Annotated in this window: 39 protein-coding genes; 25 read left to right on the top strand and 14 right to left on the bottom strand. The window is 63.9% G+C overall.

What is annotated here, in order from left to right; all coding sequences use genetic code 11:
• Window positions 1-6: 6 nt before the first annotated feature.
• The 13 genes from NDI54_RS05980 to NDI54_RS05920 all read left to right on the top strand — a co-directional run bounded on the left by NDI54_RS05980 (window position 7) and on the right by NDI54_RS05920 (window position 7,815).
• Window positions 7-201, top strand: a complete 195-nt coding sequence (locus NDI54_RS05980) for a hypothetical protein (protein ID WP_310895561.1) — start codon at window positions 7-9, stop codon at window positions 199-201.
• Between the two features lie 89 nt (window positions 202-290).
• Window positions 291-524, top strand: coding sequence for a MarR family transcriptional regulator (locus NDI54_RS05975; protein ID WP_310895560.1), 234 nt, complete (start codon window positions 291-293; stop codon window positions 522-524).
• Window positions 525-651: 127 nt separating this feature from the next.
• The gene (locus NDI54_RS05970; RefSeq protein WP_310895559.1) at window positions 652-951 is read left to right on the top strand and encodes a hypothetical protein; all 300 of its coding nucleotides are present in this window, start codon (window positions 652-654) and stop codon (window positions 949-951) included.
• Complete coding sequence (locus tag NDI54_RS05965) at window positions 948-1,181, top strand: hypothetical protein (RefSeq protein ID WP_310895558.1); 234 nt, start codon at window positions 948-950, stop codon at window positions 1,179-1,181. Before NDI54_RS05970 ends, NDI54_RS05965 begins: the two co-directional genes overlap by 4 nt.
• Window positions 1,178-1,405, top strand: coding sequence for a hypothetical protein (locus NDI54_RS05960; RefSeq protein ID WP_310895557.1), 228 nt, complete (start codon window positions 1,178-1,180; stop codon window positions 1,403-1,405). Before NDI54_RS05965 ends, NDI54_RS05960 begins: the two co-directional genes overlap by 4 nt.
• A complete protein-coding gene (locus NDI54_RS05955) occupies window positions 1,402-1,626 on the top strand; it encodes a hypothetical protein (protein ID WP_310895556.1) in 225 nt (74 codons plus the stop codon). Before NDI54_RS05960 ends, NDI54_RS05955 begins: the two co-directional genes overlap by 4 nt.
• On the top strand, window positions 1,623-1,853 hold the full coding sequence (locus NDI54_RS05950; protein ID WP_310895555.1) for a hypothetical protein: 231 nt from the start codon (window positions 1,623-1,625) through the stop codon (window positions 1,851-1,853). Before NDI54_RS05955 ends, NDI54_RS05950 begins: the two co-directional genes overlap by 4 nt.
• Window positions 1,854-2,100: 247 nt before the next feature.
• Window positions 2,101-2,640: a hypothetical protein gene (locus tag NDI54_RS05945; RefSeq protein WP_310895554.1), complete on the top strand. Its 540-nt coding sequence runs from the start codon at window positions 2,101-2,103 to the stop codon at window positions 2,638-2,640.
• Complete coding sequence (locus NDI54_RS05940; RefSeq protein ID WP_310895553.1) at window positions 2,637-2,909, top strand: hypothetical protein; 273 nt, start codon at window positions 2,637-2,639, stop codon at window positions 2,907-2,909. The genes NDI54_RS05945 and NDI54_RS05940 overlap by 4 nt, the downstream gene beginning before the upstream one ends.
• Window positions 2,899-3,291, top strand: a complete 393-nt coding sequence (locus NDI54_RS05935) for a hypothetical protein (protein ID WP_310895552.1) — start codon at window positions 2,899-2,901, stop codon at window positions 3,289-3,291. The genes NDI54_RS05940 and NDI54_RS05935 overlap by 11 nt, the downstream gene beginning before the upstream one ends.
• Complete coding sequence (locus tag NDI54_RS05930; protein WP_310895551.1) at window positions 3,291-4,325, top strand: hypothetical protein; 1,035 nt, start codon at window positions 3,291-3,293, stop codon at window positions 4,323-4,325. The genes NDI54_RS05935 and NDI54_RS05930 overlap by 1 nt, the downstream gene beginning before the upstream one ends.
• Before the next feature lie 2 nt (window positions 4,326-4,327).
• Window positions 4,328-4,735, top strand: a complete 408-nt coding sequence (locus NDI54_RS05925; RefSeq protein ID WP_310895550.1) for a hypothetical protein — start codon at window positions 4,328-4,330, stop codon at window positions 4,733-4,735.
• Between the two features lie 2 nt (window positions 4,736-4,737).
• Window positions 4,738-7,815 (top strand): phage tail protein, encoded by a 3,078-nt coding sequence (locus NDI54_RS05920; RefSeq protein WP_310895549.1) that lies wholly within the window; start codon window positions 4,738-4,740, stop codon window positions 7,813-7,815.
• 134 nt (window positions 7,816-7,949) lie between these two features.
• On the opposite strand, the gene NDI54_RS05915 is transcribed toward NDI54_RS05920, so the two are convergent.
• The 9 genes from NDI54_RS05915 to NDI54_RS05875 form a co-directional block, all read right to left on the bottom strand.
• Window positions 7,950-8,159: an MJ0042-type zinc finger domain-containing protein gene (locus NDI54_RS05915; protein WP_310895548.1), complete on the bottom strand. Its 210-nt coding sequence runs from the start codon at window positions 8,157-8,159 to the stop codon at window positions 7,950-7,952.
• A gap of 94 nt (window positions 8,160-8,253) precedes the next feature.
• On the bottom strand, window positions 8,254-8,877 hold the full coding sequence (locus NDI54_RS05910; protein ID WP_310895547.1) for a zinc ribbon domain-containing protein: 624 nt from the start codon (window positions 8,875-8,877) through the stop codon (window positions 8,254-8,256).
• Window positions 8,874-9,185, bottom strand: a complete 312-nt coding sequence (locus NDI54_RS05905) for a hypothetical protein (RefSeq protein ID WP_310895546.1) — start codon at window positions 9,183-9,185, stop codon at window positions 8,874-8,876. Before NDI54_RS05905 ends, NDI54_RS05910 begins: the two co-directional genes overlap by 4 nt.
• Complete coding sequence (locus NDI54_RS05900) at window positions 9,182-9,517, bottom strand: hypothetical protein (protein WP_310895545.1); 336 nt, start codon at window positions 9,515-9,517, stop codon at window positions 9,182-9,184. The genes NDI54_RS05905 and NDI54_RS05900 overlap by 4 nt, the downstream gene beginning before the upstream one ends.
• Window positions 9,514-9,987, bottom strand: a complete 474-nt coding sequence (locus NDI54_RS05895; RefSeq protein ID WP_310895544.1) for a hypothetical protein — start codon at window positions 9,985-9,987, stop codon at window positions 9,514-9,516. The genes NDI54_RS05900 and NDI54_RS05895 overlap by 4 nt, the downstream gene beginning before the upstream one ends.
• On the bottom strand, window positions 9,977-10,270 hold the full coding sequence (locus NDI54_RS05890; protein WP_310895543.1) for a hypothetical protein: 294 nt from the start codon (window positions 10,268-10,270) through the stop codon (window positions 9,977-9,979). The genes NDI54_RS05895 and NDI54_RS05890 overlap by 11 nt, the downstream gene beginning before the upstream one ends.
• A complete protein-coding gene (locus tag NDI54_RS05885; RefSeq protein ID WP_310895542.1) occupies window positions 10,267-10,482 on the bottom strand; it encodes a hypothetical protein in 216 nt (71 codons plus the stop codon). Before NDI54_RS05885 ends, NDI54_RS05890 begins: the two co-directional genes overlap by 4 nt.
• Entirely contained in the window at window positions 10,479-10,718 is a 240-nt protein-coding gene (locus NDI54_RS05880) for a hypothetical protein (protein ID WP_310895541.1), read from the bottom strand. The genes NDI54_RS05885 and NDI54_RS05880 overlap by 4 nt, the downstream gene beginning before the upstream one ends.
• Entirely contained in the window at window positions 10,715-11,338 is a 624-nt protein-coding gene (locus NDI54_RS05875; protein ID WP_310895540.1) for a hypothetical protein, read from the bottom strand. Before NDI54_RS05875 ends, NDI54_RS05880 begins: the two co-directional genes overlap by 4 nt.
• 213 nt (window positions 11,339-11,551) lie before the next feature.
• Between NDI54_RS05875 and NDI54_RS05870 the strand changes: the two genes are divergently transcribed.
• The 3 genes from NDI54_RS05870 to NDI54_RS05860 are packed head-to-tail and all read left to right on the top strand — an operon-like array spanning window position 11,552 to window position 12,254.
• Window positions 11,552-11,770, top strand: coding sequence for a hypothetical protein (locus NDI54_RS05870; protein ID WP_406600170.1), 219 nt, complete (start codon window positions 11,552-11,554; stop codon window positions 11,768-11,770).
• Between the two features lie 13 nt (window positions 11,771-11,783).
• The gene (locus tag NDI54_RS05865) at window positions 11,784-12,017 is read left to right on the top strand and encodes a zinc ribbon domain-containing protein (RefSeq protein WP_310895538.1); all 234 of its coding nucleotides are present in this window, start codon (window positions 11,784-11,786) and stop codon (window positions 12,015-12,017) included.
• A gap of 3 nt (window positions 12,018-12,020) precedes the next feature.
• Window positions 12,021-12,254, top strand: coding sequence for a MarR family winged helix-turn-helix transcriptional regulator (locus NDI54_RS05860; RefSeq protein ID WP_310895537.1), 234 nt, complete (start codon window positions 12,021-12,023; stop codon window positions 12,252-12,254).
• Window positions 12,255-12,271: 17 nt separating this feature from the next.
• Here NDI54_RS05860 and NDI54_RS05855 read toward each other — a convergent pair whose 3' ends face one another.
• Window positions 12,272-12,925: a hypothetical protein gene (locus NDI54_RS05855; RefSeq protein ID WP_310895536.1), complete on the bottom strand. Its 654-nt coding sequence runs from the start codon at window positions 12,923-12,925 to the stop codon at window positions 12,272-12,274.
• 62 nt (window positions 12,926-12,987) lie between these two features.
• Between NDI54_RS05855 and NDI54_RS05850 the strand changes: the two genes are divergently transcribed.
• The 3 genes from NDI54_RS05850 to NDI54_RS05840 all read left to right on the top strand — a co-directional run bounded on the left by NDI54_RS05850 (window position 12,988) and on the right by NDI54_RS05840 (window position 13,685).
• Window positions 12,988-13,140, top strand: coding sequence for a hypothetical protein (locus NDI54_RS05850; RefSeq protein WP_310895535.1), 153 nt, complete (start codon window positions 12,988-12,990; stop codon window positions 13,138-13,140).
• A gap of 165 nt (window positions 13,141-13,305) precedes the next feature.
• On the top strand, window positions 13,306-13,533 hold the full coding sequence (locus NDI54_RS05845) for a hypothetical protein (protein ID WP_310895534.1): 228 nt from the start codon (window positions 13,306-13,308) through the stop codon (window positions 13,531-13,533).
• A complete protein-coding gene (locus tag NDI54_RS05840; RefSeq protein WP_310895533.1) occupies window positions 13,530-13,685 on the top strand; it encodes a hypothetical protein in 156 nt (51 codons plus the stop codon). The genes NDI54_RS05845 and NDI54_RS05840 overlap by 4 nt, the downstream gene beginning before the upstream one ends.
• On the opposite strand, the gene NDI54_RS05835 is transcribed toward NDI54_RS05840, so the two are convergent.
• Window positions 13,676-14,908 carry a tyrosine-type recombinase/integrase gene (locus tag NDI54_RS05835; RefSeq protein ID WP_310895532.1) on the bottom strand — a complete coding sequence of 411 codons (1,233 nt, stop codon included), beginning with the start codon at window positions 14,906-14,908 and terminating at the stop codon, window positions 13,676-13,678. The genes NDI54_RS05840 and NDI54_RS05835 overlap by 10 nt on opposite strands.
• A 187-nt stretch (window positions 14,909-15,095) precedes the next feature.
• On the opposite strand from NDI54_RS05835, the gene NDI54_RS05830 reads away from it, so the two are divergent.
• Window positions 15,096-15,380 carry a hypothetical protein gene (locus NDI54_RS05830; protein ID WP_310895531.1) on the top strand — a complete coding sequence of 95 codons (285 nt, stop codon included), beginning with the start codon at window positions 15,096-15,098 and terminating at the stop codon, window positions 15,378-15,380.
• Window positions 15,381-15,591: 211 nt separating this feature from the next.
• Here NDI54_RS05830 and NDI54_RS05825 read toward each other — a convergent pair whose 3' ends face one another.
• A complete protein-coding gene (locus tag NDI54_RS05825) occupies window positions 15,592-16,182 on the bottom strand; it encodes a HalX domain-containing protein (RefSeq protein WP_310895530.1) in 591 nt (196 codons plus the stop codon).
• Between the two features lie 196 nt (window positions 16,183-16,378).
• Between NDI54_RS05825 and NDI54_RS05820 the strand changes: the two genes are divergently transcribed.
• The 4 genes from NDI54_RS05820 (at window position 16,379) to NDI54_RS05805 (ending at window position 18,519) form a co-directional block, all read left to right on the top strand.
• Complete coding sequence (locus NDI54_RS05820; RefSeq protein ID WP_310895756.1) at window positions 16,379-16,816, top strand: pyridoxamine 5'-phosphate oxidase family protein; 438 nt, start codon at window positions 16,379-16,381, stop codon at window positions 16,814-16,816.
• Between the two features lie 24 nt (window positions 16,817-16,840).
• A complete protein-coding gene (locus NDI54_RS05815; RefSeq protein WP_310895529.1) occupies window positions 16,841-17,254 on the top strand; it encodes a hypothetical protein in 414 nt (137 codons plus the stop codon).
• 214 nt (window positions 17,255-17,468) lie between these two features.
• On the top strand, window positions 17,469-17,714 hold the full coding sequence (locus tag NDI54_RS05810) for a hypothetical protein (RefSeq protein ID WP_310895528.1): 246 nt from the start codon (window positions 17,469-17,471) through the stop codon (window positions 17,712-17,714).
• 106 nt (window positions 17,715-17,820) lie between these two features.
• Window positions 17,821-18,519, top strand: coding sequence for an SDR family NAD(P)-dependent oxidoreductase (locus NDI54_RS05805; protein ID WP_310895527.1), 699 nt, complete (start codon window positions 17,821-17,823; stop codon window positions 18,517-18,519).
• Between the two features lie 24 nt (window positions 18,520-18,543).
• Here the strand turns inward: NDI54_RS05805 and NDI54_RS05800 are convergent, their stop codons facing one another.
• Window positions 18,544-18,795, bottom strand: a complete 252-nt coding sequence (locus tag NDI54_RS05800; RefSeq protein ID WP_310895526.1) for a hypothetical protein — start codon at window positions 18,793-18,795, stop codon at window positions 18,544-18,546.
• An 84-nt stretch (window positions 18,796-18,879) separates the two neighbouring features.
• Here NDI54_RS05800 and NDI54_RS05795 point away from each other — a divergent pair, with 84 nt between their 5' ends.
• Window positions 18,880-19,530 carry a hypothetical protein gene (locus NDI54_RS05795; RefSeq protein WP_310895525.1) on the top strand — a complete coding sequence of 217 codons (651 nt, stop codon included), beginning with the start codon at window positions 18,880-18,882 and terminating at the stop codon, window positions 19,528-19,530.
• A 33-nt stretch (window positions 19,531-19,563) separates the two neighbouring features.
• Here the strand turns inward: NDI54_RS05795 and NDI54_RS05790 are convergent, their stop codons facing one another.
• Entirely contained in the window at window positions 19,564-20,667 is a 1,104-nt protein-coding gene (locus tag NDI54_RS05790) for a site-2 protease family protein (protein WP_310895524.1), read from the bottom strand.
• Between the last annotated feature and the right edge of the window lie 70 nt (window positions 20,668-20,737).

The following is a 20,737-nucleotide window of genomic DNA, read 5'->3' as shown; positions in this document are numbered from 1 at the left end:
GACCGAATGAGTCAGACTGACTCCGGCTCGCGGGGGCACTCGGCCCCCGACGATGAGCCGCAGGACTCCCGCGAGACCGACACCGTCGAGTGCCAGGCCATCGCCGTCTCGACGAGTCAGCGCTGCGAACGCGATGCGCTGGCCGGCGTCGCCTACTGTCCGCTCCATCTCGACCGTGTCGACGAGGATTTCACGGGCTGAGAAAGGGCGAGAGGAGCGCTCGCCACATCTCGCAAAAAACCGTCCCCGAACTATGCAGGTGTAGCCTGTATTTCCTGCCGAAGAGAACTATGAGCACACTCGTCCCGAAGCGGGTCAAGGAAACCCCCGCCAGCGCCCGACTGGTCTACACTGCCCTCGACGTCAACGGCCCCCTGGAGAAGGAGGCTCTGATCGACGAGACGGGCATCGCCCGGCGCACCGTCAACAGCGCCCTCGCCGAACTCCGCGACCTCGGACTCGTCGAAGCGCGTGACCATCCGGCCGATCACCGGCGGCGACTGTACGCCGCCACGGAGCAATGACTACCCGTCACGACGCCGGTGGGAAGCCGAGCGCAAGGCGTAGCCAAGAGCGGGCGGATCACATGCTGAGCGGCCGCACACCCCGGGTCCGGCCGAATATCCTGGGAAAAAACCGAGGTGACCGCCCGTGACCGAGGACGCGAGCGCCCACGCACGCGAAGAGGACGACGCCGGCAGCTACGACGACCTGCTCGCGACGCTCGACATGCTGGAGACCGAGGCCCTCCGGAAAGTCGAGAACGGCCGCGTGTACGACGCCGAGAACGAGCGGGTACGCATCAAGTGGATCCGCATCGCGAAGGACGTCATCGCGGAGAAACGGAAGGTCATGGCTGACCGCGACCTCCAGGAGCTGACCGAGCGCATCGAGCAGCTCGAAGAACGCGCCGACGGTGACGGAGTCGCCCCCAGCGGGGTACGATCATGACCCGGCGCTCGAAGCGCGAGTTGGAGCGGGCGGTTGACGACCTGGACGGCGAGGACGGCTCGTACGGGCTCCAAGACCTGTTCTGGGCGAGTCTGAAGGACTACTACGATGGCTCGCTCACCCCCGGCGAGCGGCGACTGCTCAAAGCCCCGGAAGAACAGCTCTCGCCAGCTGCGAAAACCCACGCTGAGACACTGGAATTCGAGAATATGGAGGCTGGAGACGCATGACCCGCCGCTCGAAGCGTGAACTGGAGCGGGCGCTCGATGACCTCGGCGATTCGCCAGACGACGGTATCGACACCGTCATCATCCGTAAATGGCGCTCCGATCCCGACACGGGCGAGCCTGCCGAGTGCTACCAGGCGACCGAGCACGACATCGAGACCGGCGCGTCGCGAGACCTGGACGTCGACGGCATCGACGCCCCGGCCGACCTGGAGGGGGACCGATGACCCGTCGCTCGAAACGGGAACTGGAGCGGGCGGTTGACGACCTCGACGACTCCCCGAAGGGCGGTGTCTCCAGCGTGACGTTTCGCGAGTGGCGCGCTGACGAAACCGGCGACCCTGTCGAATGCGTTAACGTGACGGAGTGCGACATCGACGGCAGCGGGGGGCGAGAGCTGGTCTGGAACGATATCGTTGTCCCGACCGACTGGGAGAGGGACCGATGACGCGCCGCTCGAAACGGGAGATCGACCGGGCGCTTGATGACCTGGGCCCGGTGCCAGGCGAGTCGACGCTGCAGCAGTTGTGGATCGCGAGTCTGAAACGCGAGCGTGACGCCGAGCTCTCGGCGTACGAGCAGCGCCTCCTCGACGAGCCGAGACAGCACCTCTCGGAGCAAGGGCGACGCCGCCTCGCACGACTCCGGTCGCCCCAAGACGGTGATCGACGATGACGCGGCGGTCACTGCGCAGCGAGTGGCCCCTACCGCGGAGGGGCCTCAGAAATATCCGGGCCTCGGACGCTCAACAGACGTCCGTGTCGATGGACGAGTCTCGGTCCATAGTCGACGCCGGGAGGCGGTCTCCCCCTCCCGCGTGTCGTCATCAGTATTGCCCAGCGAACACCGAGCAGCGAGCAGTTGCGGTTTTCAGTACGAACACATGACTCCAGCTACGCAATCCGACAGAAGTATCGACGACATGACTCTCGACGAGTTTATCGACGAACTCGCCGACGAACTGGGACTCATCCACGAAGACGATCTCGAAGGTGAACTCACCGGCACTGCCGCCGGTGATGCCACGCCCGAGGACGACGAGCGCCTCGAGGCGTACGGCACTGGCGTCGACGAAGACCGCGAGGAGGCGCTCGGTGCAGGGTTCGCCAGCATGTCCCCCCAGGCCGAACAGCTCCATGCCGAAGCGGCCCAGAAGCGGCGCGAAGGGGACGATGTCGAGGAGTACGGGACCGGCGTGCAGCACGGGACGGACGCCACTCATTTCGAGCCGACCGGCACAGCAGCGGATGGTGAGGAAACCGTCGCCGAACTGGCGGCCCGGGCTGCGGATGAGTCCGGAGACAGCGTCGACGCCGACGACGTGCGTGAGGAGCTCGAGGCGTACGGAACGGGGGAGCAGGGCGACACGTCTCGGGAGGAGCATCTCCAGCGTGAGGAGCGCATCGAGGTGCTGGCCGAGGCCTTCGAGCGGGCCATGGAACGCCGTGGGGGATCCGAGTGACGCGCCGCTCGAAGCGCGAGCTGGAGAACGCGGTCGATACCCTCTCCACTGACGGGACCACCCCGCCCGCCGCCGGCCTGATCACGCTGGTCTCGACGTCCTACAACGGCGGGACTGTCGAACTCGTGGATCCCGAGCGCCGACTCGTCCGCGTCGACGGCGAACTCCGGCAGGCGACCCCGCCCGCTTTCGAGACACTGACGTGGGCACCGGCTCCCAACGGCGCCGGCGGCTCCCCGGCACACAGCACTTCTACCAATGGCAACTGACGACAGCACCGAGACGCTCCGACGGCGTCTCTCGATGGCGAATCGCACGCTCGATGACCTGACCTCGACGGCGGAGGAGCTCGCCGACCGGCTTTCCCGGCTCGAGGACGCAGTCGACGCTCTCGGCGGCGGGGACGAGCCCGATGACGAGACCGAACAGATGGCCCGCGAAGTCATGGCGGCTGACGACGTGCTCGCGATGCGGCGCGAGGGCCGCACTGCTCGCGAACACCTGGCCGCTGCGTACGGCATCGACGCCGAGGCAGCCGACGGCGTGACCGACCTCCAGGAACGCCTCGCTGCCGCGCGCGGCGACGACGAGAGTGCGGGTGCGGAACAGACCGCGACTGATCGCCTCGCCGAGCTCCGGGAGGACGGCTGATGTCGGGTGATCTCGTCCGTCCTGCTGACGACGCCGATCCAGACGGTGTCATGGACTACATCAGCGCGGTCAGCGACGAACTCCCCACCGATGCCGGCGACGTGATCGCGCTCCGAGAAATGTGGTACCACCTTCGCGTTCACGGCACGGTGACCGAGGCCGACCTCAAGGACGCCGGGTGGGACGCCTCCGAGAAGCTACGACGGATTCACGGCACGCAAAACGACTGGTGGACGTCGACCGGGAAGCAGTACCTCGCGCTCCTCCCGAACGTCTCCCCGCCTGGTGACGCGACGCCGTGGCGTCGCTACCTCCAGGTGCTCCCGGACCTGGTCCGTCCCTCGACCCCGACCGGGCAGTGGGCGTTCGACGAGGGCGGGCAATCCCGTCCCGATCAGGATGCGGATCCCGCGACGCTCACAGACGAGCAGCTCTCGGCAGCACTCGACGCTGTCGACGTCCCGGGTGACATCGGCCGTGACCGTGGCCGGTCGACGGTCCCGCTTCGTCGGATGTACCGTCAGATCGAGCAGGGAAGCGCGACGACCGCGGAGCTGAAAGATCACTACAGCACGTCCCGACACGACAAGCCCGAGCAGGGGCACTACCAGACTGCCGGCGCGTGGTTCCGGGCTGTCGGTCGCCCGATCCTCGCCTCGCTACCAGGGATCGATCCGCCAAGAGTGGTCGGCGAGCCGTGGCGATTCATCGGCGTCGAGGAGGCGGCGCTCCAGGTCGACACCACGGACGACGACGGTGTCGACGCAGCGCTCGCGGCACTCTCGATCCCCGGCCGCGGCGCGTGGGCCGACCGCCGGCGCGAAGTGATCGAGCAGGCGTACAAGCTCGTTCGTGACGAAGGCTCGGTGTCACGGTCAGCGCTCGTCAGTCGCGTCGACGCAAGCGATGTCGGGTACGAGTCCGCCGAGGCGTTCGTCGACGAAGTCCTCGCCGACTGCCTGCCGGAACTCCCCGGTGTCGAATCTGGAGAGAGTGCGGACAGTTGGCGGTACCGCGGGTCTGGAGGCGAGTAACGATGCCCCGCCCTGGCTCCCGGGAATCGGCGGCCGTCCGGCGGGCGCTCGCCAGGCGCTGGGGCGGCTCACCCACGACGGCCGAATCGGTGTACGGCGATAGCGACATCGTCACGGTGGTCTACGGCCTCCCACAGCCGATGGTCGGCACTGCTCACGCAGAGTGTCTCGGCAGCGCTGTGCATGCGCTGGCCGCCCTGGCTTCGAAGGGCACGGCGCCAGAGATCCTCCGCGGGGTCTGTCACCTGCCCGGTGAACCGGTCCCGCTCGTGTGGCTGCTCCGGTGCGAGTGGGCCTGTGCCCAACAGGCTGGCGAGCTGGACGACGCTGCCCTCCTCGAGCGCGTCGCCGACACGTCGCCGCTATTCGACGACGTCGTCGACAACGCACGGAAACACGGAGTTCCCTGACAATGGTATTCGATGAACTCGAAGTTGGCGCAAAGATCAGCAGCAAAGGTTTCACCTCTGGTGTCGACCGGATGGAATCGGCATCCTCGGGCCTCAAGAACGCGATAGCGACGCTCTCGGCATCGACTTCCAGCGCTGCGAGTGGACTGAGCGATGTCGGCGACGAAGCGGTACAGTCAGCCGGCGAGGCGATGGCCGCAGAGTCGAATCTCGATAACCTCGGCGAGGAGCTGACCGACACGGCGACCGGCGCGGCGCTCGCTGCGAACCGTCTCGACAGTGTCGGCGACGAGATGACAGAGGCGGGCGCGAAAGCAACCACTGCCAGCGCCGGTGTGACGGGGCTCCGGGCGTCGATGTTCGGCCTGTCCGGCAGCCTCACGACGGTCGTCCCGGCAGCAACGGGGCTTGCAGGGGCCTTCGCTGCTATCGGGACGGCCAGCGCGCCCGTCATCACCGGCCTTGCTGGCGTCGCCGGCGGGTTTGCGTCCGTCGCGGGCGTCCTCGGTGGCGGTCTGCTCGCCGGCGCGGTCACGCACATGGAGGAGTTGAAGGCGGCGGTCAAGACGGCGAAAACGGAGGTGAAGGCCGCGATCAAACCCATCGGCGAACTGTTCGGTCCGGTGTTGCTCCAGGGCGTCGAGGCACTCCCCACGCTCGCGAAGCGGATCGTCGCGACGACGGGCGACTTGCGCCCGTTCCGTGACGCCCTGCAGGAGATCGGGCAGACAGCGATGACTGCCATCCCCGAGGCAACGGCCGCGTTCGTCGATTTCGCCCGTCAGACACTCCCGATTTTCACCGGGGTGACGAAGGCGATCCTCAACGGCCTGGCTCCAGCAATCCAGTTCTTGAGCGGGGAGCTGTCCGACCTGCGGTCCGGGTTCGCCGATGTCAGCGGCCCGCTGGAGCAGTTCTGGAAGCGAACAGACGACCTGCGTGCGGCGGTCGCGCCGGTCGTCGACCAGATTCAGCGTCTCGCCAAGCTCGCGGTCATCGCGGGGACGAAGATCGGCGGCCGGTTGCTGCCGGCGTTCACCCCACTTGTTGAAATCCTCGGCGGCGCGCTGAAAGGGTTCAACGACGTGGCAGCGGCGCTGCTGGGCGTCGGCGATGCAACGGACAAGACTGCGCTGAAGATCCGAACGTTCGTTGGCACGCTCCGCGCTGGCTTCCAAGCGGCAGTCACCAAAGCAACGGACACGGCGAAGGGATTCAAACAGCAACTCGACAACGCGTTCGGGACCCTCCAGCCGATTGTGTCGAAGGCGCTCGGGAAGGTGCAAACCACCGTCGGCCGGGTCACTGGGAAGATGGAAACTACCTGGGACAAGCACGGTGGCAAGGTGAAAAGCACCATCCGTGACGCGTTCAACTTCGCCAAGTCCCACCCGAAAAAGACACTCACGACGCTGGCGACGGTGATCGTCCCCGGCCCACTCGGGACGATTGTCCAGGCGTTCCGCGACAACTGGAACGAGGTCAAGCGGACCGTCCGAACGGCGTTCAACAGCATCGCGACGATCGCCCGGACGACGATGCAGTCGTTCAAAAAGCAGATTGTGACCCCGGTCCGTAACACCGAATCGGAGTTCCGCACCAACATCAACCAGATGCTGACGGAGGGCCGGCAGACGTTCGCCATGATCCGCGACATCGTCAGTCGCGTCATGTCGACGATTCTGACGAACGTCCGCGAACAGGCCCGCGCTCTCAAGCGGATCTGGAAGGCCAACCTCTCGGGCTCGGATGGGATCCTCGCCAACGCCCGCACGGCGTTCAACAGCCTCTGGAACAACATCATCAAGCCGGCACTCGACACGATTCAGGCTGGCTGGCAGCTGTTCGGCGACGACATCATCCGTATCTTCGACGGCGTCCTCGGCACAATCCAGGTCATCGGCCAGACGGGCCTGGATGCGCTGCTGACGACGATCAACGTCATCCTCGACCTCATCAGCGGCGACTGGGAAGGGGCCTGGACCAACATCAAAAACCTCTTCCAGCGCACCTGGAACCGCATCGTCTCGTGGGCCAAGAGCGACGGCAAGCAACTCCTATCGGGCGCGGTGAATATCATCATCGACGCGGTGAAAGGGATCTTCAATACGTTCTGGAACTGGCTCATCGGCAACTCCTTCTTCCCCGACCTCATCAACGCCGTCGCCGGCTGGCTCGAATCGACGGGCAAGTCACTCGTGACAGGCGCGTTCGATGCGATTATCGGCGCGGTCGAGACGCTATGGGAAGGCTACAAGACGTTCCTCGTCGGTGAGAGTGGACAGGGCGGGCTCATCGGCGGGATCGTGAGTTCGATTGCCGGTTATATCGGCGACGGTGGCAGTGGCTTCTCGGCTATCACGGGCGCGTTTGACGCCGTCGTAAGCACCATACAGACGTTCTTCGAGAACTTCAAGACAGCCATTGTCGGCGAAAGCGGCAGCGGTGGCTTGGTCGGCACGCTCGTCAGCGGCATCGAGAGCACGCTGGGCAGTATCGATGTCAGTGGCGTCAAGTCCACGCTGCAGGGCGTGATCGACAAAGCCGCCGAGGCCATCAGCAAGATCACAGAAGCAACGGGGATGTCAGTTGACACCGGGAGCAGTGACAGCGAAAGTAGTAGCGATGACGACGATGATGACGACAGCAGCGGCTCCTCGGGCGGCAACGTCTCGCCCGGCAGCGGTGACGACAGCACCGGTGGCACCCGGCCCGGCAGCAGCGTGCCCAACAACCTCGGGCCGGGCGGCCCGGACGCTGGCGACGATCAGGGTCTGGGACCAGTCAACGAGACGGAAGGCGGCGGCACCATCCCGGGCATGGCCAAGGGCGGGATTGTCACTGGCCCCACGAACGCATTCATCGGCGAGGGCGGCGAGGACGAGTTCGTCACGCCAGCCTCGACGATGGAGCGTGTCCTCCGCGATGTTGCCGAGAAAGCGATGAGTGGCGGCGGCGGTGACAGCATCGTCATCGAGGAGATCAACGTCGACGGCAGCAGCGACATGGACGAACAGGCGCTGATCCAAGCCGTCAGACAGGAGCTCGAGCGCGACCTCCTGCGGCAAGTCACCCGGTAAGCGACGGGCTGGCCGGTGTCTCGTTCTGAAAATCCCATGGGATGGGGTTAGGGGGGTGGCGGACACCACGGATGGAATTCAGGAGTGTCCGCGTTACCGACGAAACCGCACGATGAAAAGGGTGTTTCGGTTCGTCAGCCGCCGTGTTTGTGGACGTGAATGTGGATGTGTATCTCCTCGCCATCCGACGCCACGACTACACCGTCGCCGCCATCGCTCTCAACGCCAGTCCCGACATCGGCCTGGTTGCCACATTTCGGGCAGCGGGTTGTATCCTGCCCGACGGCAACTGCGTCGCGGTCGGTATCGAACTCGCTTTCGCATCGGTCACAGGTGACACGCATGGTACAGGTTTGGTCTCGAAGTCGAGTGTAGTAATTCTCCGCTCTGCAAGGCTTGCAGGCTGCAAGCCGGTGGATATGGAAGATCCCCGTCTAGTCAGTCGGCAGCGCGACCGGCGATCGTCAGCGCGGCGCTCCGATCGCGACAGACCGCGCCGACGGGGCAGTCGTCGGTCGTACACACGACGACGTCGTCCTCGAGGCGCCCGAGCTTCGCACAGCCATGACAGGCCTGGCTGGTGTACTCCGCGTCGACGTAGGAGATCGGCAGGCCAGCGTCGAGCGCGACCTCGGTGATCGCCCCCTGGAGCGCCGGCAGAAGCCACGCGCCCAACTTCTCGACTGTCCGGCGCTCCCATAGCGGCGCCCCACGGAAGGACAGATCTTCGAGCACCAGCAGCGGCGTCGCGAACTCGCCGGCGTAGCGAACCAGCCGGTGGGCGGCGTCGAACAACTGCGGCCGCAGCTGCTGGTGCATCGCCGCGAAGACCTGGGCCTCGCCCCTCGTCGTGTCGAACCACGCGCCCTGGAGCGCTTCCGTCGCCTCGACGAGGATGTCGTAGCGCTCTCGCAACGGCTCACCGTCGATGACGAACGCCTCATCGGGATCGGCGTCGGCCGGCGCAGCAGCGACCAGACGCTTCTCCCCGAGGTCGACGCCGATCGGCGTGTAGCCCGTCGCCGAGACACGGCTGCTGGACGGCCTGGGCGTGGAACTCATCGCGACCACGCCACCCAGTCCTCGCGGTCGTCGGGGTCACAGGCGACGATATCGAGCAGGACGTCATGGAGCTCGGTCGCGGTCCGGAACGCCGCCAGGTTCAGCGTCTCGACGTACGCGCACTCGGCGGTGTAGACCTCCCAGACACCGGGCCCGATGTCGCCATCCTGGCACTCCAGCCGAAGGCCGTGGAACGCGACGACGTTGCCGTAGGGGTAGGCGCCCTGGAACATATCACGAAGATGGTCGACAGTCTCCCAGTGATCCTGTGGCGGGGCGATCGTGAGCGTCGGCTCTTTGAGGCTCACTGTTCGGCCTCCACTGTGTCCGGAGCTCTCGCGAGCAGCGCCTCGTCGACGGCGTCGACCGTTGGCCGCCAGATCCACCCCCGCGGTGTCTCGTCGCTCACGACAACACCGGCGTCCTGCAGGTCGTTCAGGAGCTTGCGCCGCCAGCGTCGGGAGTCACACTTCGAGATCGTCGTCCCGCGATAGGCCACCGGCGCGACGGCGTCGTACAGCAGCTGCAGGTCGGCGGTGCGACTGCCCGGCGCGCCAACGACCAGCCGGTAGAACAGTCGGTGGTGAATCGACCACTCTTCGGCGTCGACGGCGGGGCCCGGACGGGCGGGCAGGCTCACCGTGATCCCTCCAGTGCCGCCATGCGTTCGTGCTCGGCGTCGACCAGCTCCCGGTACGTCTCCCTGGCCTCGTCGTCATTCATGAGGCCGCGATGGCTGATATCCGAGGCGACCCAGCTGCTGCAGTCGCCACACAACTGCCCGGTCTTCAGCGCTGGGAGGTCTGCCTCCCCGAGCGCGTACTCCAGTTCGATACTAAACCCGGGGTCGACGGGCTCACCGCACTCCATACAGACGCCGTCGGGCTGCGTATGTTCCTGGGTGAACTGACACACCGCGCAGATGTCAGCCTCCAGCGGCGCGATGGGCGGGACCGTCGTCCGCTCGACCATGCCCGCGGGCTTGGCCGCGCCACAGATGTCGCACTCCTCGGTGGCCGGTTCGGCGGGCGCGACACCGGCGAGTGCGTCGGCCGGCATCGTCGCGACGACCGCGGCGGCCTCGAGGAACGCGCGGCGGTCAGCAGGCATCGTCGCCCTCCTGGCGGACTTCGCGAAGCGCTTGGGCCACGCTCTCGGCGAGATCTGGTCGGGGCGTCGCCGTGTCGGCGCGGGCCAGATACCGGCCGATCACCTCGTCGACACTCAGTCCGTACTGGGACTGCGTTCGTCGCCCGGTCGGCAGGTCGCGCGTCGCCGTCGTGTAGACGCGGACGCCGTCGTAGGGCACGCGCTTGCGGGCTTCGACCGCGCCGTCATCGGTGACCAGCAGGGTGTAATCGTCGTCGCCGGCGTCCTCGATAACCAGCGTCACCGGTCTCCCTCCCTGACCCCAGGGAAGCAGACCCGACAGGGGTCGTAGTGGGACTCGACGAGCCGGCGCTGTTTGCGGAACACGTTCCCATCGTGCTGGCGACAGACAGCCGTGGGTTCCTCGGCGTGGGGGTCTTGCCGGTGATAGATCGAGGACTCCCCGCCGAACGTGACGACCTCGTCGGGGAGGTCGTCGTCCATCGCGACCGTCATCGGTCACCCCGCTGCTGGTGTAGCGCGTCAGCGAGGGCATCGAGCGCTTCGCCGTCAAGTTCGACCGCGACGCGGACGTCGTCGCCGGCCAGCCGGAGCGTGGCATGGGGCTCGGCGCTGGAGAGTGGGCGTCGGTCGGGCGTCTCCAGTCGCAGCGGCGTCTCGATGTCGGCGTTCATCGCGACACGCCCGTCGGCGATCCCGACCGTCGCGTCGACATCGTTCAGGCGCGTCATTCGTCGGCCCCTCCGACGTCGTGGAAGTGGACATGGGCGCTCGCCGGTGCGTACAGCCAGCAGTGGGCACAGGGGAACTCGCCGAAGTACATCCCGCTGATGCCACAACACCGCTCGTAGCCAGCGATGCACGTCCCGGCAAGTGGGGCCTCGCCGTATTCCTCACTGAGGTCGACGGCCTCGTCGAGGCGCTGCTGGTCGGGCTCGTCGTCATCCTCGTCGAGAATCTCGCCGTCGTCGTCGGCCACGATGATGCCGCCGTCAGCCGCCGCGAATCGGAGGTCGGCGTCACAGTGCTGGCCCAGGTCGGGGTCGACGTCACAGGCCGCGGCGGCGTCGGCGGGGATCGCATCAAGGGCAAGGGAAAATCTTGCACGCTTGACATGCTTGCACTCGATGTCTCGGTATTCGGCGTCGGGACACTCACAGGAATCTTCGCGGACATCAACGAGGTACGAGCTCCCGCTCTCGCTGGTCACCAGGACCAGGTCTTCTGCGCCACGAGCGCGGCCGACGTCTGGGGTGACGGTCAGGTACTGTTCCAGAGCTTTGCGCGTTCGGGGGTCGATACTCTCCGCCGTGGCGGCAGTCTTACGTGCCGCGGTGTCCTTGATGGACATGGGTACTCAGTCCAGAGACCCACCAGCCCGCGTGTGTCAGCACGCGGGCATTCTCAGAACGGAACGCCCCGAGGGACTGGTCTGTCTCTACTACCTTGGTACATTTGCCAACCACTTATAGGTTGGTGTTTGTGCCAACGTTGGAATTTGTACCAATGTTTTAGTAGCCTGGGGTGGGCAAATACTACCATGTCCACGCGCACAGAGTTCGCCATGGCGCGAACCCGAGCGTTGATGACGGAGACTGAGCGAGAGTTGATCGCGAGCGAAGAATCTGAACAGCGGCGGTACGAGGCTGTGTCGAGGGTTCGGGGCCGGGTGAGGGACGAACTCACCAAGGATATAGAGCTACTCAAAGAACACCACCCAGAACTCTTCGAAGAACTCCGTGAAGTTGTCTGCGAGGATCAAGAGGGTGAAGATGGGGTCTAAACCACCTGAAGAGATGACTAATGAGGAGTTGCTCCGAGTGGTCGCCTCGCTAGATGCTGAAAAGTATCCCATTGCGACCCACGCTCGAAACGCACTTGGAATCCCGGCCGAGAAACAACCCGACACTCCCGATTTCTACACTAACGACTCGCAAGGGCAAGCGTCTTACTGCCCCCAGTGTGGCGACGGCGTCGACGCTGATGACCAGTTCTGCCGCCACTGCGGACACGAGCTGCCGGAGGACTGACCCATGCCAGGCCTCCAGGTCGCGCCGACGGTCGCGGACTGCTCGCCCAGCGCGAAACTCGTCTATCTCGTGTTGAGCGAGGACGCCCCGATGACGCACGCCCAGCTCCGGTCGCGGACGGCACTATCCAGCACCACGCTCCGATCTGCGCTTGACCCGCTCGAAGAGATCGGGCTGGTTGAGACGCGGCCAGCCGAGGACGCCCGGAGTCGAGTGTACGTGCTCGCGGAGGGGTGAGGGATGTCTACATCCAATCAGTCTGTGTCGCCGTCGGTGGGGTCTGAATCCTCGAAGACATCTTCCCTTTCTTGGTTTCTTTCTTCTTCAGCGGCTTTTAGAAGCGGAGAGAAATCTGCCCCATCTGACATGTTAGCGTACCGGATAAGCGTCTTTAGTTCACCTGAATTCAAATCATCGATATCACGACCAAAGCGGAGTTGTTTGAGGACCTCATCAATCTGTGTGAGAGAGCCCTCTTCCGGCTCTTTAATTTCTCGGTCGAAGTCCGCGCTCACCTGGATTTGGCGCTTCGAGCCTTCTGGTAAGAATCTTTGTTCTTCCAACAGGCTGGGTCCCTTAGAAAAGACAAGGTTGCGTGGGACACCTGTCTCAAGGACTGCTTCGTACAGAATAGCAGCCATCGCCAAGAGTGCCTCGACGCCCTCATCTTCCCGCTCCCCCATCAGATCTACCCCCTCGATGTTCAAATCCTCATATACTTCAGCCCGGCTGTCCGGGTCCATGTGCTCAAAAACAAATCTAAAATCAAGGATTGCGTTTCGCAGCCGGTCTTTGATATCTCTCTCTTGTTGTTGCTGTGCTTGCCGGCTGATGCCGGATTTATTCCCTGTGAGGTATTCGCGGTTCGATTCAGTGAATATCCCACGGCCACGGTCTGTTGAAACCATTTCACTTGACAATCCTCTCCATTTCACTTAACACTATGGGGCGCAATAGAAATAATAGAGCGATGTCAGCAGAAGCCGACCAGCAAACACACACGACTCTGTGGGTCAGCAAAGACCTCGCAGGCAGACTCGAGGAGATGAAACCCTACGACAGTCTGACCTGGGATGAGTGGTTGGCCGAGCTGGCGGACATCTACGAAGAAAACCAGCGATGATTCTACCAGATCAAGAACAGTACGGCACTGGCCTCCCCGTCCAAGAGCGACCAGTGCCGAAGGACCGAGCCACGACGACCACTACGACGGTGACTCACCCGGAGATTCGGTCTCCGACGGCAAAGTCTTTTCGTCGGGCTCGGGGCAGCCGAGAGCTCCGAGACCATGAGCGCCCAGAAATCTAAATCAGACGCCGAGCAACCCGAACAGTCCGCTGACCAGCCCACTGACAGGCCAGACTTGCCGCTGGAGAGGGTGATTCCAGACCCAAGCGACGGCAAGCCGGCCTGGAGACGGGCCAGCCCCGACCTCTCCGCGGGCTACGAGGAGATATCCCTCGCCTGTGAGTGTGGCCACCCTGACGATACCTTTGAGGATGTGACCAGTTCATGACGACCGCCGACACCGACGAGTTACGAGATCACGTTGAGGAATCACTTGGCGACCACCGCGACCTGCTGGAGCTGCTGGCCGATCTCGACACCGATCTGAGCGAGGACGCCCAGCGGGCCCTAGAGATCCTCGAGGACGGTGGTCAGTCGTGACCGTCCTCGTCGAGCGCGGCCTGCACCCGGGAGTCGATCAGCCCGTCGATGACTTCGACGGCGTCGTCCTCGGGGACGTCATCCTCGGCGACGAGCTGGGCGAGCGCCTGGAGGCCCGCCTTCTGCGTGGCCTTGGCTTCGTTGGCGGCTTCGAGCGACAGCGGCTGCCCACACCAGACGCACCGGTCTTTGTCGCGGGGCGTCTCCTGATCGCAGCGGGTGCAGGTGATCGGGCCCAGGGGTTCGGGTTCGTCGTCACCGACGTCGACGCCCAGCGCCATCGCGATTTCGCGCTCGCTTTCCTCGCCGAAGACGGCGATATAGCGTGCGGCCTCGTCGCTTCCGCGCACCCAGCCGTATCTGTTTTCGAGTGCGGTCTGGGAGACGCCACGACGGGCGAGGTGCGACGCCGAGGACTTCCGGAAGCGGGTCGGCGTCGGCGTCGACGGCGGCGTGATGTCGACGCGGTCGACGGCCTGGCGGAAGATCTTCCGGATCATCTCCGGGGAGATCGACTCGGGGCTGTTGAGCTTCGACCACAGCGGGGCGGTCGGGTCGTCCGGGGCCGGGTGGGTCTGGAGCCATTGCTGGACGCGGTTCGGCGCGATCAACAGGACCGGCGAGCGCCGGCCGACCTTTCCATCGACGGTGACCTGCAGGCCGTAATCGTGGTCGGAGAGGTCGCCGATGGTGAGATCCTGCAGCTCCCCGCTCCGCGGGCCGATGTCGAATGCGAGGGCGATGAGCGCCTCGTCGCGGAAGTTCCGGCAGGCGTCGAGCATCGGGACGACGTGGTCCTCCCAGCGGTACATCTTCGACGGGTCGGGGCTTCGGTCGAAGTTGCTGGGATAGCCCGTCGGGATCCACTCGATGCTGTCGGGCTTGCCCTCGTCCTCGGTCGCGTGCTCACCGAACGAGCGCAGCGAGTCGCGGGCGGTCTTGTTGGACTCGGGGTTCTGGTACGTATCTTCGATCCAGCTATTCAGGTCCTTCGCGGCGTCTGTCGACTCCAGGGCGTCGGCGAGGCCGCCGGTCTCTTCGGCCATCTTGACGAGGCGCATGAGATACTTCTCGTGGCTTGCGTCGCCGATTTCGGCCTGCCCGAGGGCGTCGAGTTCGCGGCTGTATTCGAGCAGCGCCTCGGCGTCGGCCTCAGCGATGTCGTCCGACTCGCGGAGACGCTCTCGAAGCCGGTTGATCGAGGGTCGGTAGTCGTTAGCCATTCACACCCCCGTTTTATTCCTGGGCATGAAAACCTTCGGTTGGTTGCACTCCCCGGGCATACCTTATTTATCGACTAAATTGACGAGCGACAGTAGGAACAGCACAGGCTGAGGGTTGCTCACAAGATATTTAAATTAATTTATGACTAAATACACTCTTTTGTAGTATTATCTAAAATAAAAATGCATGAGTAACGATGCGAAAACAGACCTGCAACGTCAGATCCTCCTCACATGGTACGAAAACCCGAATGCAACCAATACAGAGATTTCTGAGATGTGTGACTGCTCCGCGTCGTATGTAAGTCAAGTCAAAAATAGATTTGATAATTACAACGAGATGGAGTACATGATGGACCGGCAAGATGAAGAGCTTGAGGTAATGTTTGGAAGCGATATTTTCGGAAATAGCACAACAAATCCAGTGGGCCTATGCGTAATAACAGGACCGCACAGCGCAGACAGGGATTAGCTGAAGTCTGGGATGAGTTGCCGAACAATCTGTTGGTAATATGGTGAAGCTTCTGATTCTGCTGGTACTGTTATACGTCTTCTACGAAGTCGTTATGATCCTTCTACTGTAGTACGAGGATACATAGTTACGACGACGGAATCACGAACTATTGCGCCAGTTTCCATCTCCTCGATATCTCCAATAGCTCACGCTTGGCACAAAACCACAGTCAGCCCGACGAGAGGCCGCTGCCGGGGAACTGCTGGAACATGGCTTCGAAGTCATCGATCTCCGCAGCCGTGGAATCGGCTGTCTGGCGGAGTTCTTCGAGTCGCTCGCTGACAGTCCGGTACTCGTCGCTGGCTTCCAGTTGCGAGGTGTTCTTCTGTGATTCCAGGGTCGCTTTCTTCGACGCCACTGCGAAGTATTCCTGGATCTGGTCGTCGTATGTGGTCCGGACGAGCATCTCCGAGACGGTTTCGAGGAGGTCCTCGCGGCTGACCGGCTTGGTCAGGTACTCATCGAAGGGCATCTCGATGATGTCGAAGTCCGGATCGACGGCCGTTACCATCACTACTGCGGGGTCGATACCCTGTTCCGCGATGGTATCGAGAACCTCGTCACCGCTCATGTCGGGCATTTGCCGGTCCAGAAAGACGACATCCACGGATCCGTCGACTACTTGGAGCGCCTCCGTTCCGCTGTGTGCGGTCCGAACGTCGTGTGCGGTCACCAGCCACGCCGAATACAGGTCCGCGATGTCTTGTTCATCGTCCACTACGAGAACCGTTGCCCCCTCTGTCTCGTCGCTCTCTTGCACTTGTAGTCCCTCCTGTTGGCCCAGCTACTGCTCTCTCGGTGACTTTCCTGAACATCAAGATAAATCTAGGCGGCGTATTATCGGTTCTGATAATGTTGTGGTATATTAATTGATAGTTTCACGCAAGCACAGATCTATTACTCGATAGTGATTCATCCCAGAGATGTTAACACAGCGGCGACCGTACGGTGTCGGTATGGTGACCGTCTCCGGACCGTGGAGCCGCGAGGAGATGGAACGGTTTCTCGACGCTGAAACTGTCCCACTCCGCCTGGGATGCCGGACGCCCGCTGACAAACCCTGGATGCTCTCGCTGTGGTACCGATTCGTTGACGGAGCCTTCCAGTGTGCGACAGGGGCTGACGCGGCGGTTGTCGACTATCTCGACCACGATGCCACCGTCTCGTTCGAAGTCTCGACGAACGAGCCGCCATACTGCGGTGTCAGGGGCAACGGGACGGCAACGATGACACCGGACGAGGAGAAGACGGTGCTCACCGAGTTGCTACAGCGCTATCTCGGCGGGACCGACTCGCCGCTGGCCGAACAGTTGCTCGCTCCCGACCGCCGCGAGATACAGATCACGATCACACCGGACCGGCTCCACACCTGGGACTACAGCGACCGGATGTAACAGCCTGAACCAATGGAACCCACAATGGACACAGACCCGACCGACATCAACGCAATCGCGATAAGCGCCACTGACCTCGTCGCTGCCATCGAGGCGACTGCGGACGGATCAGAAACCGTGTTACGCGTCACGCCGCCGTTCAGCGGTCGGATGCGAGCGCGTCTGCACGTCGTCCAGCCCGACGACAGCGACGACGAAACGCTTCACATCGACCCCGCCTCGCTCCTGACTGCGAACGCACCGGCGTATCCGACACCCGACGACACCGCCGACGAGCTCCGGGACGCAGACGACGAGACGTACTCGGTGGACCGCCATCGAAGCTACCACGAGCAGCGACTCGACGAGTGGCGGGCGTCCGTTCCGGCCCACGTCGTCGATAGCACGAAACTGGGAGACAGAGGCCATGACGTAACCGTGTCTCTACTTGGGCCGTAGTCGTCCGACTGACTCAGGGACAACTGCGATTTGGCCCAGTAATAGCGTGCTACCACAGGCGGGACCTGAACGGCTTATAAAACGTCTAAGGCCTACTGAACCAGTAATAAAATGGACGAGTAGGAACCGGTTGCGCGTGAAACGAGGCGAAACGGGTGGAAACCTCTAGCGGTTATAAGATATCTCCAGTAGAAGCCGTGGGTAGGTCCCTTCAATGTCAAGTTCGTCCGCATACGAATTACTCGCCCAGTTTGATGAGTCCCTCCCGGCATTCGACGAGCCGCTCGTCTCCGCCGTCCGAGGTATTGCGTTCTGGACAGCGATTGCACTCCCGTTTCTCTATTTGCCGCTGCTGATTACCGGCCTGAACTCCGGGGCGACGCGGGTCGCGTTCGTCGCGCTCGTCGTTTGCAACGCCGTGGCACTGCTCGTCGGCCATTCACACCGCGGGAGCGAGTGAATCGGGGCGATTGAGAACCAGAACCGACGACAGTATTGTGGCCCTCCAGTCCACGTGTCGCCGGCCATGACATACTTTCATCCATCTGCCAGCCGTTCCTGTGTGTATGTCACGGACAGCAGTCATCGCTGGTGTCGGCCCCGGACTGGGCGAATCGCTGGCTCGAACGTTCATCGACGAGGGCTGTCAGGTCGGCCTGTTCGCCCGGTCGCAATCGTTTCTCCAGTCACTCTCGTCGGACCTCGGCGAGGACACGCTCGCAGTACAGACCGATATTACCGATCCGGACGAAGTCGCGGCGGGCTTCGAGCAGGTTCGCGAGGCCTTCGGTCCCGTCGACGTTCTGGTCAATCACGCCAGCGGCGGCGCGTGGAAGGGGACACGGGAGATCACACACGAGGAGTTCCGACGCGCGCTCGCTGTCGGCCCGGCGGGCGGGCTGGCCTGTTCGCAGGAAGCGATCGACGACATGCTGGCCGGCGACGGCGGGACGATCATCTTCACCGGCGCGACATCCGCCGTTCGCGGCCGCGACGGCGCGATCGGATTCAGCGCCGCCAAGTTCGCCGTCCGCGGGATGGCCGAATCAATGGCACGGGAACTGGGACCCGAGGGCATCCACGTCGCCCACGTCGTCATCGACGGCCAGATTCTCCCGCCGAACGGGGCTGAGACGCCCGATCACGACACAGAATCGCATCTGGACCCCGACGAGATCGCGCAGTCGTACTGGCATCTGGTCGAGCAGGACCGCTCGGCGTGGACGCTGGAACTGGACCTCCGTCCCCACGTCGAGGCGTTTTGATCGGCTCGGCTCCGATGCCCGCAGTTACTCTTCGAGGAGGTCGACCCACTCTCTGAGCGGTCCTCTGATGCCATCGACAGATACCGTCACGTCGCCGTCGAACCGCCACGTCGCCTGCGGGGCGTCCGAACCGAACCGCATCGGAACAGAGATCGCCACGTCGTCAGCATCGATGTGGAGTGCCTCGTCGCGGTCGACCGTTTCGTCAAGGAGTCGTTCGACGGCCAGGCGGAGCTGTTCCGGGTCCGGCTCCGGGAGGTCTGTGGATCGGCTCATGGCTGTGACTTGGAACCGGAGCTACCTCGGTGTTGTCCCGCGACGAGTCCGCGGAGTCTTGACGATGGAACCCGTCGGGAAGATATGGACGAGCGCACGGGCGTGTTCCGGGTCTACCGCGTCGTCGAAGCGGTCCCGCATATCAATCTGTTCGACACCGACGCGACGCGGCTCTACACGGTGTATCAGTCCGGCTACGGCGAGCGCCAGCCGGCGGTCGACGATCTCCGGACGGGCGACCTCGTGGAGGCAACGCTCGGCGGCGACCCCGACGACCAGGAGGAGGCGTGGTCGCTGCTCTCCTTCGAGCGGCTGGACAGCGTGGCGATGGACTTCGCCGTGGACGCTGAAGTCCCGGAAGTGGCGGCCGATCTCTGGGAACCGGGCCTCGAACACCCGGCGAGTGCGACGCTCGAAGAGGACGGCGAGCCGGTCGCGGAGTGTTTCGTCCAGCCGCGCGCGCCGCTGCCCGGCGGCGCGTTCGTCCCGAGCGTACTCACCGGCCTCCTGCCGATGGAATCACTGTTGACTGAACTCCCCGCCATCGGCGACCCACCGACTGACGCCATCTTTATCGACCCCGACGCGCCGGACGCGGATGGATACTCCCGACCCTACGGCGTTGCTGTGCTGTTCACCGCCGAGGCTGACGAGCTTCTGACCGAGTTCCGGGAGCGCTACGACCTCCCTGCTGACACCGACAATAGACCCGAGTACGACCCGTACGGGTTGTGAACCACTGACCGAGAAGGCGGCTGCGATGAGTCGCTACATTGTGATGACGAGGGGCACCGGAACGAAACAGAGCATGCCAAGAACGAACGTCACCAGGCCGACAGCCCATCGGCCAGTCCCAATCGGTGTCTCATCCAGCGGCGTCGCCGAGCCGAGCCGACCGAACACCAGCGCCAGCAGCCCCCAGAACGCCCACAGGCCGGCCGCGCGGCCGCCTTCGAAAGCAACGAGGTAGCCGGCCAGCACGAACAGAGCGATGGGGACGGCTAGCTGGACCAGCGACAGGCGGTCGCCAAACAGCGACCGAGCGACGTGTGCGCCGTCGAGTTGCCCCACTGGCAGGAGGTTCAGGAACGTCACGAACGCCCCCACCCAACCGCCGATGACGACCGGGTTCGGCAGCAGTCGGGGGTCGGCGTACTCCAGTTGTTCGCCCATCAGTGCGGCGATGCCCCGCAACAGGAGCGGGTAGCCGAGTTCGATGTTCGTGACGATGCCGCGGGTCACCTCCACCGGTGGCAGGGTCACGCCGATGGCGGTCACGATAACCGTCGCAACGAGGCCCGCCAGCGGCCCGGCGACGCCGATGTCGAACAGTGCCCGCCGGTCGGGGATGTGGTCGTTCATGCTGATGACCGCACCCAGCGTCCCGAGCACGTTCGGAAACGGCAGAAAGTACGGCAGGCTCGCCTCCACCTCGTGGTACCGGCTCATGACGTAGTGGCCGAACTCGTGGATGGTCAGGATGCCCAGTGCCGCCGCAGCGAAGGGCCATGCCTGTAGCAGTGCCGTCGGGTCTTCGAGAACGGACAGCCCGTACCAGCGGGTGCCGGCGTACAGCGTCGATGCGAGCGTCAGGACGGCGAGGCCGACGTTCAGCCACGGAATCCCGTCGACGCCGAGCGAGCGCTCCCGCACAACCAGGACCCACTCGCCCATCTCTTTTTTGAGCGCCACGCGGTATCCGCGCTGCCGGAACGCCGGCGCGATGCGGTGGATGACCTGTTCGGACTCGGTCACCGGCTCGCCGTAGTACCGGACGCCGTCGTCGGCCGTCGCGTCCACTTCGTACACCCGGAAGGTGTCAGCGAGCGACTCCGGGTCCGGCAACTCCGGCGGCGAGGACTGGGTCGCCATTATCGACGCTTAGGGTTCGACCCGTTTGAACCTGTTTGCCGCGTCGCTGCTTGCTGCTTTGCCCCTCGCC

Origin of the sequence: Haloarcula terrestris, from assembly GCF_031624315.1 — an archaeon.
Lineage (GTDB): Archaea > Halobacteriota > Halobacteria > Halobacteriales > Haloarculaceae > Haloarcula > Haloarcula terrestris.
The sequence above is the reverse complement of the archived record's forward strand: the minus strand, read 5'-3'. Positions and strand labels throughout refer to the sequence as shown.

Bases quoted from the DNA above. Each gene is read 5' to 3' on its own strand.
- NDI54_RS05895 (WP_310895544.1), bottom strand. From the start codon at position 9,987: ATGCCTGCTGACCGCCGCGCGTTCCTCGAGGCCGCCGCGGTCGTCGCG.
- NDI54_RS05950 (WP_310895555.1), top strand. From the start codon at position 1,623: ATGACGCGCCGCTCGAAACGGGAGATCGACCGGGCGCTTGATGACCTG.
- NDI54_RS05960 (WP_310895557.1), top strand. From the start codon at position 1,178: ATGACCCGCCGCTCGAAGCGTGAACTGGAGCGGGCGCTCGATGACCTC.
- NDI54_RS05840 (WP_310895533.1), top strand. From the start codon at position 13,530: ATGACGACCGCCGACACCGACGAGTTACGAGATCACGTTGAGGAATCA.
- NDI54_RS05805 (WP_310895527.1), top strand. From the start codon at position 17,821: ATGTCACGGACAGCAGTCATCGCTGGTGTCGGCCCCGGACTGGGCGAA.
- NDI54_RS05870 (WP_406600170.1), top strand. From the start codon at position 11,552: ATGGCGCGAACCCGAGCGTTGATGACGGAGACTGAGCGAGAGTTGATC.
- NDI54_RS05810 (WP_310895528.1), top strand. From the start codon at position 17,469: ATGTCAAGTTCGTCCGCATACGAATTACTCGCCCAGTTTGATGAGTCC.
- NDI54_RS05975 (WP_310895560.1), top strand. From the start codon at position 291: ATGAGCACACTCGTCCCGAAGCGGGTCAAGGAAACCCCCGCCAGCGCC.
- NDI54_RS05835 (WP_310895532.1), bottom strand. From the start codon at position 14,908: ATGGCTAACGACTACCGACCCTCGATCAACCGGCTTCGAGAGCGTCTC.
- NDI54_RS05875 (WP_310895540.1), bottom strand. From the start codon at position 11,338: ATGTCCATCAAGGACACCGCGGCACGTAAGACTGCCGCCACGGCGGAG.
- NDI54_RS05930 (WP_310895551.1), top strand. From the start codon at position 3,291: ATGTCGGGTGATCTCGTCCGTCCTGCTGACGACGCCGATCCAGACGGT.
- NDI54_RS05910 (WP_310895547.1), bottom strand. From the start codon at position 8,877: ATGAGTTCCACGCCCAGGCCGTCCAGCAGCCGTGTCTCGGCGACGGGC.
- NDI54_RS05815 (WP_310895529.1), top strand. From the start codon at position 16,841: ATGGACACAGACCCGACCGACATCAACGCAATCGCGATAAGCGCCACT.
- NDI54_RS05860 (WP_310895537.1), top strand. From the start codon at position 12,021: ATGCCAGGCCTCCAGGTCGCGCCGACGGTCGCGGACTGCTCGCCCAGC.
- NDI54_RS05790 (WP_310895524.1), bottom strand. From the start codon at position 20,667: ATGGCGACCCAGTCCTCGCCGCCGGAGTTGCCGGACCCGGAGTCGCTC.
- NDI54_RS05915 (WP_310895548.1), bottom strand. From the start codon at position 8,159: ATGCGTGTCACCTGTGACCGATGCGAAAGCGAGTTCGATACCGACCGC.
- NDI54_RS05855 (WP_310895536.1), bottom strand. From the start codon at position 12,925: ATGGTTTCAACAGACCGTGGCCGTGGGATATTCACTGAATCGAACCGC.
- NDI54_RS05980 (WP_310895561.1), top strand. From the start codon at position 7: ATGAGTCAGACTGACTCCGGCTCGCGGGGGCACTCGGCCCCCGACGAT.
- NDI54_RS05880 (WP_310895541.1), bottom strand. From the start codon at position 10,718: ATGACGCGCCTGAACGATGTCGACGCGACGGTCGGGATCGCCGACGGG.
- NDI54_RS05850 (WP_310895535.1), top strand. From the start codon at position 12,988: ATGTCAGCAGAAGCCGACCAGCAAACACACACGACTCTGTGGGTCAGC.
- NDI54_RS05965 (WP_310895558.1), top strand. From the start codon at position 948: ATGACCCGGCGCTCGAAGCGCGAGTTGGAGCGGGCGGTTGACGACCTG.
- NDI54_RS05845 (WP_310895534.1), top strand. From the start codon at position 13,306: ATGAGCGCCCAGAAATCTAAATCAGACGCCGAGCAACCCGAACAGTCC.
- NDI54_RS05925 (WP_310895550.1), top strand. From the start codon at position 4,328: ATGCCCCGCCCTGGCTCCCGGGAATCGGCGGCCGTCCGGCGGGCGCTC.
- NDI54_RS05800 (WP_310895526.1), bottom strand. From the start codon at position 18,795: ATGAGCCGATCCACAGACCTCCCGGAGCCGGACCCGGAACAGCTCCGC.
- NDI54_RS05820 (WP_310895756.1), top strand. From the start codon at position 16,379: ATGGTGACCGTCTCCGGACCGTGGAGCCGCGAGGAGATGGAACGGTTT.
- NDI54_RS05795 (WP_310895525.1), top strand. From the start codon at position 18,880: ATGGACGAGCGCACGGGCGTGTTCCGGGTCTACCGCGTCGTCGAAGCG.
- NDI54_RS05865 (WP_310895538.1), top strand. From the start codon at position 11,784: ATGACTAATGAGGAGTTGCTCCGAGTGGTCGCCTCGCTAGATGCTGAA.
- NDI54_RS05955 (WP_310895556.1), top strand. From the start codon at position 1,402: ATGACCCGTCGCTCGAAACGGGAACTGGAGCGGGCGGTTGACGACCTC.
- NDI54_RS05885 (WP_310895542.1), bottom strand. From the start codon at position 10,482: ATGACGGTCGCGATGGACGACGACCTCCCCGACGAGGTCGTCACGTTC.
- NDI54_RS05830 (WP_310895531.1), top strand. From the start codon at position 15,096: ATGAGTAACGATGCGAAAACAGACCTGCAACGTCAGATCCTCCTCACA.
- NDI54_RS05920 (WP_310895549.1), top strand. From the start codon at position 4,738: ATGGTATTCGATGAACTCGAAGTTGGCGCAAAGATCAGCAGCAAAGGT.
- NDI54_RS05935 (WP_310895552.1), top strand. From the start codon at position 2,899: ATGGCAACTGACGACAGCACCGAGACGCTCCGACGGCGTCTCTCGATG.
- NDI54_RS05945 (WP_310895554.1), top strand. From the start codon at position 2,101: ATGACTCTCGACGAGTTTATCGACGAACTCGCCGACGAACTGGGACTC.